The sequence below is a fragment of the Ketobacter sp. genome (assembly GCF_003671495.1).
Classification (GTDB): Bacteria; Pseudomonadota; Gammaproteobacteria; order Pseudomonadales; family Ketobacteraceae; genus Ketobacter.
Window position 1 is genome coordinate 177,264 of record NZ_RCHN01000023.1, and the last position, 13,293, is coordinate 190,556.

Sequence of the window (13,293 nt, forward strand, 5' to 3'; positions counted from 1 at the left end):
CGTTGCTTGTGCTCACCGGGCTACAGCGTTCCCGTGGCGGACGTGGCCGGCGACATCCCTGTCGCCACATGCGGGTTGTCACTCGCATGTCGGCTCCTGCCGCGGCCCCACGTTCCAGATTCCGGCTGGCGCGCGATGAACAAACCCACAACACTGTCTGCCAGTGTCAGCCTGCTCAGGACGGCGAACCGTTCCCCAAACAGCATGGGCTCCGGTGTTGCTATGGCGGGGAGTCGAACCCCAAGGTTGAAGACCTTTTCCGGTAAACATGACGGGAATCGAACCCGCTACGAATCGATTATGAGTCGACCGCTCTAACCAAGTGAGCTACATGCTTGGTGTTTAAGCTGAATAAGAATGGGTACACGATCAGTGACGCACCTCGTGCCGGGCGGGCATACAGAACCCGCGCCGTTGCATTCAAACCAACACTCAAACTCGGTTTACCCTTTCACGCAGACAACCTGCTTCAGGGTGTAGACGATTTCCACCAGATCCTTCTGGGCTTCCATCACCTGATCTATGGGCTTATAGGCTGCCGGGGATTCGTCGATGACCTCGGCATCCTTGCGGCATTCCACACCGGCGGTGGCTTCAATGTGCTGCGCCAGACTGACCCGCTTTTTAGCCTCCGTGCGGGACATCACCCGACCGGCGCCATGGCTGCAGCTGCAAAAACTTTCTGCATTCCCCAGCCCCCGCACAATGAAGGAACGGGCACCCATGCTGCCAGGAATAATCCCCATTTCACCCGCCTGAGCACGCACGGCACCCTTGCGGGTTACGATCACGTTGCGGCCGTAATGGTGTTCCCGGGACACATAGTTGTGGTGACAGTTCACCGCTTCGGTCCGCGCTTCAAACGGCAGCTTCAGTGTTGTCTGCAGGGCGTGCAAAACCCGGCTCATCATCACTTCGCGGTTGATGCGGGCAAAGTTCTGCGCCCACTCCACCGCCTCCACATAATCGTTGAAGTGCGCGGTGCCTTCCGGCAGATACGCCAGATCCTTATCGGGCAGCTGAATGTGCCAACGTTCCATCTCTTTCTTGGCCAGCTCGATAAAGTGCGTACCGATGCGGTTACCCACACCACGGGACCCGCTGTGCAACATCACCCACACGGCACCCTGTTCGTCCAGGCAGATCTCGATAAAGTGATTACCGGTCCCTAAGGTTCCCAGATGATTAATGTTGTTGGTGTTCTTCAGCACCGGGTGTTTATCCTTCAACAAGGTGAAGGCCGTATCCAATTGCGCCCAGCCCGCATTCACATCGGCCGGTGGATCACTCCACGCCCCTTTATCACGGCGCCCGCGAAACTGCGGCGAACGCCCGTGGGGAACTGCCTGTTCGATAGCACAGCGCAGCGCGAACAAATTATCCGGCAATTGCTCCGCTTTCAGGCTGGTCTTCACCGCCATCATGCCGCAACCGATGTCCACTCCCACGGCGGCGGGAATCACCGCGCCCACCGTCGGAATCACGCTGCCCACGGTGGCGCCTTTACCCAGGTGCACGTCGGGCATCACCGCCACCCACTGATGGATGAATGGCATGGACGCGATATTTTTTAGCTGTTGCCGGGCTTTGTCCTCAAAGGGTACGCCCCGGGTCCAGGATTTGATGGGCACGCCATCTTCATGCATCACTTCGTAATTCGCGTTCATGGTGTTCACACTCTGGTTGGTGTTTGTCGTTTGCGTTGTGCTCGAGTGGGGCTGTTTATAGTACTGAACAATGGTCGCCCCGATGTGCCAGATCTATAGCCAGGACTGTGCCAATCCAGTCAGATCAAGAAACAAAAACTCATAACTTATTGTATTTGTGAGGATTAATCGGGTTATGGCCGTAATCCACCACGCTCAGGTATCGCCAAACCCATATTCCCGTTATATTTATCAAGATAATGAGCATATCAATATGAATAGGATGTGGCGGTGAAGAAAAAGAACGTGGTGTTCGGGATTCTGGGCAGTGTGATGGATCGGGCCAGTCGGCGGCGGGGCCGTTGGGATCAGCGCTGGGAAAAGTGGCGGCCCACGGTGGCGCTGTTTCAGCAGACTGAATTGCCCATTCACCACTTTTGCCTGTTGTATAACGAGGCGGAGGCCGGGTTGGTAAAGGATATCCAGGGGGATATCGAAATGCTGTCGCCCCAGACCCGGGTGGATTGCCTGCCGGTGAACTTTGATGCGCCCTGGGATCTGGCCCAGGTGTACCTGACCCTGTCTGCGTTTTTGAAAAAACAGAAATTTCATTCCCGGGATGACTACTACTTTCACATCACCACCGGTTCCCACATTCAGCAGATCTGCGTGTTCCTGGTCACCGAGGCGCGGCTGTTCCCGGGCAAGCTGCTGCAAAGTTCGCCCCGGCAAACCGAGGCGGAAGAGTATCCCATTCAGGTGATCGACCTGGATTTATCCCGCTATGACGAAATTGCCTCCCGTTTCAAGCAGGAGCACCTGGAGGGTACGGATTATCTGAAGGCGGGTATTCAAACCCGCAATAAAGCCTTCAACACCATGATCGCGCAGATCGAGCGGGTGGCGATTCAGTCGCGGGCACCCATGCTGATCACCGGTCCCACCGGCGCGGGCAAATCCCAACTGGCGCGGCGCATCTATGAGCTGAAAAAACTGCGGCGCCAGGTGGACGGGGCCTTTGTCGAAATCAACTGCGCCACCCTGCGGGGGGATAACGCCATGTCGGCCCTGTTCGGCCACAGCAAGGGCGCGTATACCGGGGCCGCCAGCGCCCGGGATGGCCTGTTGAAAAGTGCCGACGGCGGTGTGCTGTTTTTAGATGAAATCGGCGAGCTGGGGGCGGATGAGCAGGCCATGCTGCTGCGGGCCATCGAAGAAAAGCAGTTCCTGCCGCTGGGTTCCGACAAACCGGTGCAGTCGGCGTTTCAGCTGATTGCCGGCACCAATCGGGATCTGCGCTTGGATGTGCGCAAGGGCGCGTTTCGTGAGGATCTGCTGGCGCGGATCAACCTGTGGGTGTACCAGCTGCCGGGATTGAAGGAGCGCAAAGAGGATCTGGAGCCCAATCTGGATTACGAGCTGGCGCAATACGCCGGGCAGCAGGGCGCCCACGTGACGTTCAGCCGCGAGGCGCGCAAAGCCTATCTGGAGTTTGCCCTGAGCCCCGGTGCGGAGTGGACCGGCAATTTTCGGGATCTGAACGCCAGCGTTACCCGCATGGCCACCCTGTGCGACGGCGGGCGCATCACCACCGAAGTGGTGCGCAACGAGATCGACACCCTGCGCAATCGCTGGGGCCTGGAGCTGGACGTGGCAGAAGCCGATGCCATGCTGGAACGCTGCCTGGGTGTGGACCTGGTGCGTTCCCTGGATTACATCGAGCGGGTGCAGCTGGAGGCCGTGATCCGGGTGTGTGCGGGTTGCCAGTCGGCGGCGGAGGCGGGTCGAGCGCTTTACGATGTGTCGCGGTTGCAGAAATCCTCCACCAACGACAGCCATCGCCTGGGAGTTTATTTGAAAAAGTACGGCTTGAGCTTTGATGCGGTGCGGCGGTTGGGTATATCAAACTAGATATAAATTATCGTAATAGATAGAACATAAGGGGCAGCAAGCGAAGCGGGTCATTCGAATTACTTAAGCAAAGCCGCCACCGGGCGCAAAAATAACGCCTTTCATAAGGTTCTTGCCCCCACATCTGGCAATTGTTGGGCGAACCCCTCAATATGGCACGAATTTCGCCTTGCAGGCAGCACACAAACATTTACTGCGCGGAGTGCAGCATGAACACCCATCCATTCACCCTCAACAACCGTGATCACCACCTGGGCGATAAGCACCAGGGGCGACGCTGCGCGCGGCTGATCGGTTATGGCGTGGGTGGGCGCTGGCGCTGCAGCGGGTTCGTGGCACTGAGCCCATCGATAATCACAAAACAGGAACAACTCGACGTGTAAGCGCCTTTCAGGATGCACCTGGAAGGCAATCTGCCAACCCGGTGCGCACTGATCCCATTCAGAAGCCCCGGTTTGGATATCCTGCCGGGGTTTTTTGTTACTTCGATAAAAAGGTCGAAGGCGAAACCACTGCGCAGGCTGCCACGGCAAAAAAGATTGACGAACAAGCGTGAATAAAAGGGGAAAGCGGGATGACCATTAAAAACTGGATACTGAGATTGGGCGTGTGCGGCACCCCGATCCGCTGGGTCACCCCGGAAAAAGCCGCCACCCTGATGGTAAAAAATCAGGTGGTATGGTCCCTGGGGGAAAACAGCATCGTCTTAACCGGCGGCCGCGACGGCAACGGCCACACCAGCCAGCTGACCGTGCCGCCCATCGTGGCGACCCGCAAAGCGGCCAAAACAGCAGACTTTTCACCAGCCCTGGACAATCGCTTTCTGTTCAGGCGCGACCGCAACGTTTGCCTGTACTGCGGCCGCAAGTTTGCAGCCAGGGACCTGAGCCGTGACCATGTATTCCCCCGCGCCCGGGGTGGGCTGGACGTATGGGAAAACGTCGTCACGGCCTGCAAACCCTGCAACCAGGCCAAAGCCTGCCGCACACCGGAAGAAGCCGGTATGCCGCTGCTGGCCATACCCTACAAACCGAATGTGTTTGAATTCGCCCTGCTGGCGAACCATCGCATTCTGGTGGACCAGATGGCGTTTTTGAGTAAGGGGGTTTCCCCGAATTTTAGGATGCCGTGATGGTGCCGGTGTGCTTATCTCTGAGTGTGATTGGGGGTGGGCATGCCGGTTTTTCTTCTTACGTTGAGGTACCCGGATATTATCGCAACTAAAAACCAACTCACAAGAACTATATTGAAGTTCCGTTGCTGATCTTCGGTACTAATTTCACACTTATAGAATGGGAGTTATTAGGCACTCACTGCCCCTCTGTAACAGTGAGATAGTACGAGCCCTTCGGTCCGTATATTCACTTTTTATGTGCTTACTGCCCAATCGTAAAGTTAATTGGAGCATCTGTATCTGGAACACCATCAACGATCGGATACAGTATTGCTAGCGGTTTACATGCTGGCTCTTGCCCCTCAACGAGCATGCCTGCAGTTTTTAATGCCGCTATAGAAGTTAATGTTTCTGGAACTTTACTATCAGAAGTTTGCCCAACTTTTGTTATTATACCGTTTGAAAACTCAGCTGATAGCTCTGATGAACCATACCCAGATTTAAATTTGACTTTCTTCTTCACAGACGGAATGCTGACTACTGATACAGAACTTACACATTTATCTGTCACAGACATGAATAAATATGGTTTGGGTTCATAATAGGTTAGGCCCTTATCTTTACTATCAAAATCGATCGAAGCGCATCCAGATAGCATTGCAGCGAAAGCAAAAGACAATCCCACAGTTCTCATAAATTCCTCCTTTGGTCGTTTAATTGATTCTAAATTCCAATTCTAGTTACAACGTATAGAATCAGATAGCCTATTCCAATCAAGGAGCCAATATTGCACTGACACACCTACGTATAGGCTATGGTTGCTACCGATATTACCGATACTTTTCTCACCATCATGTTCGATCAATTGACCCCATGCCGGATTGATCTCAATTCTTAAAGATTTCACATCAACTAAAGCATCCTGCAACTCAGACAAAAATTCTTGAGCTTCTCATGCCGACCATTCATTTACACAAGCGGTACGATTACCTTTCTTATCTATGATGTACATGCCTTGTTTTATCTAGCGCCTTGCTTTGGGGTCGGAGAGAAGCGCAGCGGAACGGAGGTCCCAGCCGCATAGCGGCGACAACAGCAAGTTTTTAAGTGAAATACAGTGCATCATGCACGCTTTTTGTTAAATCCCATATTGCTTCATCAAATCCTTTTTTTACGACAGTCACACCAGTAATGCTTTTATCCTTGATCCAGTCAATTGTACTATTTGGATAAGGATCAACGATAAATAGGTTTGGGCGAGCGTTCTCAATTGGCTCCCAAATGTGTTTGTCATGTTGAATGTACTTAATTCCAACCAGAACAACTAACTTAGAAGAAGAGATAATCTCTGAATATTTTTTCTGTGTATTGGTAATCAGGTTTCGATTCACGACGACCCGTTTTCCCTCTGCATACATTGCCAAAACAGGGCTTAAGTCAGAATTTCTAGGATCTTTGCACCATGTCATCACTTCATCGACTGTTGACACTGCCTTTGTTTCAAGACCTTCAACATATGTACCGCAACCGATCATTGTATTTCCTGATATTGTCAATCCTTTTGGAAGTTGAGGTAAAAAATTGGATGAACCATGAGGCTTTAGTAAATTAATTCCGCCACCATTAGCATTGTAATCGATACCAAAGCCATGATTAGTTAGGGACTGCTCGATCAACAGATCGTAGTTTAGCGTTACAATATTAATCCGATCTAGGCAACTCCTAAGCTTGTTGAATAAACGAACATAAGCATTATCTGGTTTCACGGAAAAGCTTGAAAGATAGCAGGCTAATTCTTTCTGTAGTGGGTTGATAACTCTGCTGTCATCCGCAACAGTCGCCATACCCGCCTCAAACCCTTCAGTTTTAAAAACTCTTTTAGAGTCATTGTTGAGGTTATAGAAAGCGCCCTTTAACTCCTCAAGCTCGCTGAATAGGTCATTTCCCAGCGGTGGGTTTCTTGGCGAGCAGCCTCCTGAGCCGTAGCTTGCACCCGCACCAAAAATTATACTAATCAGAGGTACTCTCCTGCTTAATGGTGACTCGTCAATTAACGCCTACATCATGGGAACACGTGGAGTGGAGCCAACTGTGGTAAAGTGCGCGCAGCGCACCACAGTTGGCGCAACGTAGCGGGCTTCCCATGCATGTGATTGTTAGCCATGCCGAATTCAGAGCACCTAAACATTAGCGCTCACCTTTATGCCTTCACAAATATCGAGTATTCTATCACCATCAGGATATAGCGCAGAATCAGGTATTGGATGAAAGTCATTCTCCCAAAATCCTTCTTTACTGATTTTTATTTTAGCGATTAACCTGGTCGCAAAATCGAGATGCGGCTGCTTCCTCTCGACCTTATGTGGAAAGTTACCTAACAAAAAACCTTCTTGAAAATGCGGCCTTAATGCTTCTGACGGACATGTACTCAAGAGTCTGATATTTAACAGCTCTTGCTCAGCGTAATAGGAAATAGTGCCATTCGGATAAGGGAACCCAAATATGAGTATCAATGCATCATTCGAAGCGTTGTTTAGAGCAAACGACGACGCGACTCTTAACGAATGCGTCACGTCTAATAAAGGAGTTGCACAAACTTCATAATGCTGCAAAATCGACCATATTAATTCAGGAAATTTGTAGAGTTTTCTAGAATTTTCAATTTTAAGGGTTTGCAGCTTTTCCATAAGCTGGCTTGAACACGCTTCAAGAACGTCGTATCGGTTTCGTAGTTCTCGAATTGTCAGACTTCTACCGGGACTGCGATAAATAGTCGGATAAACAGAGGTGGCTCCTGTATTTATTGTGTAGTCCCTCGGTTGGCCTCTGTAAAACAAAGAATGATCAGGATTATGGTTTGATATTTTGGCAACGACTTTCACAAGCTCTCTATAAGTCCTGACCTTTAGGGGAGAACTCTTCCTAATATCCTTATTTGAATATTCTACGTCATCGGAAAATGAAAGATGACACCAAAATTTTTGATTCCCAAATCCTCTCATTAGCTATTTCTATCCTCAAATAGTTCGGGGGCAGAATAATTGGCTTCCTGTGCATGCGATTGTTAGTTGCCAATTTCGCGCTCTGCTTGCTCATATGTGTTGTATAATTTATCAACTCGACTAACCAGCTTCATACCACCTTTCGTTGCCCTGTCCGTCCAGTAATGCCCCTCAAGTTCTTCAACTGGAGAACCGTGTATTTCTAGTGCAAAAGAACCATGATGAATCTCGCTTCTAACACCTTGAAGCTCGATTTTCGGTTCATTTCGATAGACTCCAACAAGCTTAAAGAGATCATCATTTTCTTGCTGTTCGATACTGTGGGCCACCAACACTGATCTAGATTCCTTAGTCATCAATCTTAAGCTTAGGAATGTAAGGGATTGCCTAATAACTGCATATCCATATATTGGTGGAATTCCTTCCCCCGTTTCGGGGTTTATCCAACTACTTTTTAACTCAACTTTCCAAGTGCCTCTTAAGTCCGGCCGCTTGACATACCAGCCTTTAAATATTTTCCAAGACCACATGTATTTATTAAAGAGCGTAACAAACAATGTTATGACACCAACAACCGTACTAAATGGCTTTACGAAGTCTGCACTTAGCACAGGCATGCCTTGAAACCAGAGAGCAAGCAACCAAACTGCAATCGTAAGACCGATGAATGATGAAATATGAAGTCTAGTTAACATTATTCATAACCTATGTAGTCCCAGGCATCACTTAAGAACTGATGAGCACTCTCCCTCGTCCATGGCTGAGATCCTCTGAATAAATATTTCAATTCATTTACTTCGCCCCATTCAGAACAATTGTCGTACGACAACGTATTGTTGAACAGCTCTGCGAGAACTGCCCTAACCATCGGCTTAAGTGACTGATATTGAAAACATGAATTTGAGGCATTAAATACTAAGCATTCTATCAAAAAACTTGGAGCATCCTTTGCAGACTGAATGCCATTTGATGCCATCTCGTTAGATAGTTTCTTTAGTATTCGTACAACTCTTTTGTACCTCCTTGACGTTGCATCATTTTTCTCAACGCCATTTTGGTAATGTTGCTCTGGCCAATTCTTGACGCTTTGTGGTTTAAAATCATCTGGTATCATCTCTACACCAGAATGATAATATGATGCAGTTACATATCGTCGATGCTCAAAAAATGCAGCCACATCTGGCTCTACTCGATAAGTGTTTGCCTTTATATCAAAAGCCTTGCTCCCACGAGTAACAGCAGCTCGTCCAAATCGGGCAACAAGGGCTTCCTCTAATTCATTCTTGAAAGTGGCATATTCATATGTCGCAGGAACAAAGCTTTCAGAAAGCTCCATTTTCACATTATCATCAGGATAATCTGGGAAATAAGTGTCAAAGCATAGGACACCAATATCTACATCACTATCCTGTCTTACATTAACCCGATTTCTGTAAGAGCCTTGCGTAAATACTTTTATATCTCTATTTTTCAACTTATCACTGGCTTGAATTGCCTGTCTTATTTGTCTTTCAGCATTTTCTGCACGCTCTTGCTCCGTCTTTCCTGGTCCTTGCGACCATGTAGCAAATACAGATTCCCAATCCCTACTCATTCATTACTCCTAACTAGTAAAAGCAACTAACGCCCGCATCAGTGGGCAACCGTAGTGGAGCCCGTTTTGTGCAAAAATGACCGCAGGGAATGCACAAAACGGTTGGAGCGTAGGTTGCTCCACTGCATGCGATTGTTATATGATTGATGCCCATACGCCATGCGCACGCCTTGCCAACAATTATGTAGATAGGGGCAAAACCATGCAACAACCTTATAATTCCCAGGCCCCTAAAAAGCCCACTAATGTCAGTATAAACAGTGACTTACTATCAAAAGCCAAGGCGCTGAAGATCAATTTATCCGCAACTCTCGAAACCGCCCTAATTGAGCTAGTTAATGAGAAGCAGCGCGAGTTATGGCGCGAAGAGAACCGAGATACCATTGCTTCATACAATCAGATGGTAGAAGAACATGGCACCCTCAGTGATGATCTGAGGTCCTTTTAATGGCTCAATTCATCGCCTACAAAAATCCAAACAGCAGAACAAAAAAGCTGTACCCATTATTGCTCGATATTCAATCTAACCTTCTAGATGAGCTGAGAACCACTATAGTGGTTCCGCTAAGCCCTTCTTCTATCTCTGCTTCATCAGCCATTACCAAGCTTTGCCCACAAATTGATATTGAGGGGAAGCCTTACATTGCTATGACTCAGCAAATTGCTGGAATCGACAGGTCTGTGCTTGGTAAAGAAGCATACGACCTTTCAGCTTATCGTTCCGAAATTATCGCAGCTTTGGACTTCGTGATTTCGGGCATATAACATTCATATCTACGTCCTCAGCACACCTATCCAAGCAAATGCATCAAGGAAGCACCCACTTCCATCCACTTGCACAGATCCACGAAGAACTCAGGTTAGCCCGTTAAACATCAATCACTAAAAATCCACCATATCCAGCAGGCCTCAAAAATCGCCTGTCCAAATACAGTCACCCCACAGTCATTTGACCGCAGTATCACAAAGTCGTCAACCCGCTATATTAATAACGAATACAGAAAACTAACCCGCACGACTTAACCATCAAAAAACAACCAGAACAAAAAATGCCCAGCAGTAAAGCCTACTCCCCACCCAACCCCATCTCCCCCCGCACATACTCCAACGTCTTCGCCTCCGCCTGCGTAAAGCTGTACAGCGGCTCATAGCCAAAATCACGGCGCGCTTTTTCGATAGAAAAGTAATGATTGCGGTACAGCTCCGAGGCAATAAAACGGGTCACCAGTGGTTCCTGTTTTACACGCAAGGCGCGGTACAGGTTTTCCAAAACCCAACCGGCGGCAAAGGCCAGGGCGAATGGAACGCGGTACCTGGGGGGCGGAGCATCCAACTTCTCTAGGATCTGCTTTAGCCAGGGCCAGAGCAGGATGGGGTCCGGTTCGTTGATGAAGTAGGCGTTGCCTCCGGTGTTGGGGGATTCGGCGGCCAGGATGTGGGCGTGGGCGGCGTTTTCCACGTAGGTGACGCTCACTTTGTTGCGGCCGGGTCCGATCTGTTTGAGGCGGCCGCTGTGGGCTTTTTGCAGTATGCGGGGCAGCAGGTGGTTGTCCCGGGGGCCCAGGATCAGGTGGGGGCGAATGGCGACGGTGTGCAGGCCGCGGGGGTTGTGGGCGGCCAGTACTTTGCGTTCGGCGATGGCTTTGGTGGCGGAGTAGTGGGAGTGGTAGTGCTTGGGGTAGGGAAGTTGTTCGTCGCCGCCGTGAATGTCGATGTTGTTCATGGTGACGCTGGGGGAGCTGGTGTAGATGAGTTTTTTTACGCCCTGTTGGCGACAGGCGCGGATGACGTGATCGGTGCCTTGCACGTTCACCGCATAGTAATCCTGGTAGTCCCCCCAATAGCCCACTTTGGCGGCCACGTGAAACACCAGGTCCTGCCCGGCGATGGCATTCTCCAGTTGGATGGGGTTGGTCACATCGCCTCGCTGCACGCGTATTCCGGCTTGTTCCAGGTCCGGGTAGTGGCCACGGCAAAACACCGTGACCTGATAACCCCGTTGTTGCAGTTGTTCGGCAATGTAGCGGCCGAGAAAGCCGCCGCCGCCGGTGACCAGGGCTTTGCCGGTCATGAGCGATACAGCGCGCAGGCACTGGCGTCGCCGGAGCCCACCGCGTGGAATAACAGCGACAGTCCGCTGGGGTTGGCCACTTCCCGCTGCAGTTGGTGAAAGGCGGCGATGGGGGCAGCGGTGTGTGTGTCGCCGTTGAAATGTTCGAACAGTTCCATGGCTCTGGTGGGCTGGCGTTTTAAATCGCTGCTGGCGCACACGCTGTGGCAATACCCCGCTTCCAGATCCGATCCCAACAAAAAGTCCACCCGGGGCTGCTCATGCTGCGCCAAAAACTCGTTGATGAGGGCCACGTTCAAGCGGCGGAATTCCTCCACATATTGATTGCTGAATTGGAACTGGCCCTGGGCGCGGCCCTGGTGGCCGAATTGGGCCAGGTCGCCATAGGTGCTGATGTGGGAAAGGCAGTCGGATTCGTTGCTGCGGTAGGCGAACGGGCCAAAGCCCTTGTTGGCGTCGGCGGCAGCGGTGGAAAGGTGAAGCAGGGCGGCCGCTCCCACCGCCACATAGGGAAACTCTGGGTGATCGGTTTTGGAAGGGTGGGCGTCGCCGCACACGATGAGCGCGTATTCCACGCTGCCATTGCGCAGGAAGGCATCGGCGATGGTCACCGCGTTCAAAAAGCCGCAGGCGCCGTTCACCACGTCGAACGAGAAGGTGACCTGGTTGGGGCTGTCCGCCGCAAAATCCAATCCCATGTTCATATTCCGTTGAATCAAACTGGCGATGCTGGGTTCCATGATGTTGTCGTCCCGGTACACCCCGGCGTTGATCAGCAGGCCCACCTGTTGCGGTTGAATGCCGGCCTGTTGCAGGCAGTCCAGTCCGGCGCGGGTGGCGTTGTCGATGGCGCTGAAGCCGTTGTCGGTGACCAGTGCGGTGGCTTTGATCATGCTGCCCATATCAGTGTGCTCCTGTCAGGTTGCCGATGCGAACGGAGGCCACGCCCAACACAATGCCCGAGGCCAGCACCAGCATCAGGATGCGTTGCCCGGGCTGAATGTGGCCCTGTTGAATGTGGTCGTTGAGCACCACAAAGTGCGAGGTGGAAGAGGTGTTGCCGTAACGATCCAGCGACACGCAAATATTGGGAATGTCGCCCAGGGATTCGCTGCACAGGGCCAGGGCGGAGCGGATGGCGCGCTCGGAAGTCTGGTGTGGAATCACGTGCGCAAAGTCCGCGCCGCTGACCTGGTATTTCTCGGCAAAATGCCCCAGTGTTTGCGGCAGGCGTTGAATCACCGTGGCGTGAATTTCCATGGCCTTGGTGTACATGGCCACGCCGGGGTTTTTATCGCTGGGCATGCCGTAACAAAAGTCCGAGAACTGCGACAAGGTCAGCAACTCCAGAAACTCCACCCCTTCGTCGTCGCTGGGGGACTGATCCATCAACACAGCGGCGCCGGAATCCCCCACGGTGAGGGAGGCGAACTGTTCATCCACCGGGTTGTTGATTTCTTTCAACGCGGTTTCGGAAATGGGGGTAATGCATTCACCACTGACGATGAGGCCGTTGCGCACCACGCCGCTTTTGATCATCTGGTCCAGCACGTGTACGCCGGTGAACATGCCGGCGCAGGCGTTGGTGATGTCAAAGTTCAGGGCATCCTCCCTCATGCCCAAGCGTTTTTTCAGGTAACTGCTCAGGCAGGGTTCCAACACAAACTTGAGCCCGTCTTTAAAGCGGGTGATGGAGGTACAGATGATCACGTCGATTTCGTCGGCTTCATAGCGGGAGTTCACCAGGCAGCGTTCGATGGCCTCCAGCGCCAGGCTGTGACAGTCTTCATGGGGTGCCCGCCAGCGACGGCTTTTCACGCCGGTGAGCTTTTCCAGATCGAACATGGGTTCGGTGTCCATGCTGTCAATCAGTTCGCGGGTGGTGACTTCCTGTTCCGGAAGATACACCCCTATACTTTCGAATCGTGTCATGGTCATTGTGTTTACTCCAGGTA

The 13,293-nt window shown here is 51.3% G+C and carries 14 protein-coding genes and 1 tRNA gene; 5 read left to right on the forward strand and 10 right to left on the reverse strand.

Features of this window, described 5'->3' with window-relative positions:
- Positions 1-263: 263 nt before the first annotated feature.
- A tRNA-Ile gene (locus tag D9N14_RS12685) sits at positions 264-337 on the reverse strand.
- Positions 338-443: 106 nt separating this feature from the next.
- Positions 444-1,667 carry an RtcB family protein gene (locus D9N14_RS12690; protein ID WP_290580201.1) on the reverse strand — a complete coding sequence of 408 codons (1,224 nt, stop codon included), beginning with the start codon at positions 1,665-1,667 and terminating at the stop codon, positions 444-446.
- A 270-nt stretch (positions 1,668-1,937) separates the two neighbouring features.
- Between D9N14_RS12690 and rtcR the strand changes: the two genes are divergently transcribed.
- From rtcR to D9N14_RS12705, 3 genes are all read left to right on the forward strand, one after another.
- Positions 1,938-3,557 (forward strand): RNA repair transcriptional activator RtcR, encoded by a 1,620-nt coding sequence (gene rtcR, locus D9N14_RS12695; RefSeq protein WP_290580203.1) that lies wholly within the window; start codon positions 1,938-1,940, stop codon positions 3,555-3,557.
- Positions 3,558-3,766: 209 nt separating this feature from the next.
- Positions 3,767-3,940, forward strand: a complete 174-nt coding sequence (locus tag D9N14_RS12700; RefSeq protein ID WP_290580205.1) for a hypothetical protein — start codon at positions 3,767-3,769, stop codon at positions 3,938-3,940.
- A 191-nt stretch (positions 3,941-4,131) separates the two neighbouring features.
- Positions 4,132-4,689 (forward strand): HNH endonuclease, encoded by a 558-nt coding sequence (locus D9N14_RS12705; RefSeq protein ID WP_290580207.1) that lies wholly within the window; start codon positions 4,132-4,134, stop codon positions 4,687-4,689.
- A gap of 244 nt (positions 4,690-4,933) precedes the next feature.
- Here the strand turns inward: D9N14_RS12705 and D9N14_RS12710 are convergent, their stop codons facing one another.
- The 5 genes from D9N14_RS12710 to D9N14_RS12730 form a co-directional block, all read right to left on the reverse strand.
- Positions 4,934-5,365, reverse strand: a complete 432-nt coding sequence (locus D9N14_RS12710; protein WP_290580209.1) for a hypothetical protein — start codon at positions 5,363-5,365, stop codon at positions 4,934-4,936.
- A 409-nt stretch (positions 5,366-5,774) separates the two neighbouring features.
- The gene (locus D9N14_RS12715) at positions 5,775-6,515 is read right to left on the reverse strand and encodes a hypothetical protein (protein WP_290580211.1); all 741 of its coding nucleotides are present in this window, start codon (positions 6,513-6,515) and stop codon (positions 5,775-5,777) included.
- A gap of 336 nt (positions 6,516-6,851) precedes the next feature.
- Positions 6,852-7,553 carry an FRG domain-containing protein gene (locus tag D9N14_RS12720; RefSeq protein WP_290580213.1) on the reverse strand — a complete coding sequence of 234 codons (702 nt, stop codon included), beginning with the start codon at positions 7,551-7,553 and terminating at the stop codon, positions 6,852-6,854.
- 182 nt (positions 7,554-7,735) lie between these two features.
- Positions 7,736-8,368, reverse strand: a complete 633-nt coding sequence (locus tag D9N14_RS12725; protein ID WP_290580215.1) for a hypothetical protein — start codon at positions 8,366-8,368, stop codon at positions 7,736-7,738.
- Positions 8,368-9,267 carry a nucleotidyltransferase gene (locus D9N14_RS12730; RefSeq protein WP_290580217.1) on the reverse strand — a complete coding sequence of 300 codons (900 nt, stop codon included), beginning with the start codon at positions 9,265-9,267 and terminating at the stop codon, positions 8,368-8,370. Before D9N14_RS12730 ends, D9N14_RS12725 begins: the two co-directional genes overlap by 1 nt.
- 139 nt (positions 9,268-9,406) lie before the next feature.
- Here D9N14_RS12730 and D9N14_RS12735 point away from each other — a divergent pair, with 139 nt between their 5' ends.
- Positions 9,407-9,715 carry a type II toxin-antitoxin system CcdA family antitoxin gene (locus D9N14_RS12735; RefSeq protein ID WP_290580219.1) on the forward strand — a complete coding sequence of 103 codons (309 nt, stop codon included), beginning with the start codon at positions 9,407-9,409 and terminating at the stop codon, positions 9,713-9,715.
- Positions 9,715-10,032, forward strand: coding sequence for a CcdB family protein (locus tag D9N14_RS12740; protein ID WP_290580221.1), 318 nt, complete (start codon positions 9,715-9,717; stop codon positions 10,030-10,032). Before D9N14_RS12735 ends, D9N14_RS12740 begins: the two co-directional genes overlap by 1 nt.
- Positions 10,033-10,333: 301 nt before the next feature.
- Here D9N14_RS12740 and D9N14_RS12745 read toward each other — a convergent pair whose 3' ends face one another.
- The 3 genes from D9N14_RS12745 to D9N14_RS12755 are packed head-to-tail and all read right to left on the reverse strand — an operon-like array spanning position 10,334 to position 13,276.
- Complete coding sequence (locus tag D9N14_RS12745) at positions 10,334-11,338, reverse strand: NAD-dependent epimerase/dehydratase family protein (protein ID WP_290580223.1); 1,005 nt, start codon at positions 11,336-11,338, stop codon at positions 10,334-10,336.
- Positions 11,335-12,240: a hypothetical protein gene (locus tag D9N14_RS12750; RefSeq protein WP_290580225.1), complete on the reverse strand. Its 906-nt coding sequence runs from the start codon at positions 12,238-12,240 to the stop codon at positions 11,335-11,337. The genes D9N14_RS12745 and D9N14_RS12750 overlap by 4 nt, the downstream gene beginning before the upstream one ends.
- 1 nt (position 12,241) lies before the next feature.
- Entirely contained in the window at positions 12,242-13,276 is a 1,035-nt protein-coding gene (locus D9N14_RS12755; protein ID WP_290580227.1) for a 3-oxoacyl-ACP synthase III family protein, read from the reverse strand.
- Positions 13,277-13,293 lie beyond the last annotated feature (17 nt).

Coding starts and splice junctions, on each gene's coding strand:
- D9N14_RS12690 (WP_290580201.1), bottom strand. CDS start 1,667: ATGAACGCGAATTACGAAGTGATGCATGAAGATGGCGTGCCCATCAAA.
- D9N14_RS12700 (WP_290580205.1), top strand. CDS start 3,767: ATGAACACCCATCCATTCACCCTCAACAACCGTGATCACCACCTGGGC.
- D9N14_RS12705 (WP_290580207.1), top strand. CDS start 4,132: ATGACCATTAAAAACTGGATACTGAGATTGGGCGTGTGCGGCACCCCG.
- D9N14_RS12710 (WP_290580209.1), bottom strand. CDS start 5,365: ATGAGAACTGTGGGATTGTCTTTTGCTTTCGCTGCAATGCTATCTGGA.
- D9N14_RS12715 (WP_290580211.1), bottom strand. CDS start 6,515: ATGGCGACTGTTGCGGATGACAGCAGAGTTATCAACCCACTACAGAAA.
- D9N14_RS12725 (WP_290580215.1), bottom strand. CDS start 8,368: ATGTTAACTAGACTTCATATTTCATCATTCATCGGTCTTACGATTGCA.
- D9N14_RS12730 (WP_290580217.1), bottom strand. CDS start 9,267: ATGAGTAGGGATTGGGAATCTGTATTTGCTACATGGTCGCAAGGACCA.
- D9N14_RS12735 (WP_290580219.1), top strand. CDS start 9,407: ATGATTGATGCCCATACGCCATGCGCACGCCTTGCCAACAATTATGTA.
- D9N14_RS12740 (WP_290580221.1), top strand. CDS start 9,715: ATGGCTCAATTCATCGCCTACAAAAATCCAAACAGCAGAACAAAAAAG.
- D9N14_RS12745 (WP_290580223.1), bottom strand. CDS start 11,338: ATGACCGGCAAAGCCCTGGTCACCGGCGGCGGCGGCTTTCTCGGCCGC.
- D9N14_RS12750 (WP_290580225.1), bottom strand. CDS start 12,240: ATGGGCAGCATGATCAAAGCCACCGCACTGGTCACCGACAACGGCTTC.
- D9N14_RS12755 (WP_290580227.1), bottom strand. CDS start 13,276: ATGACCATGACACGATTCGAAAGTATAGGGGTGTATCTTCCGGAACAG.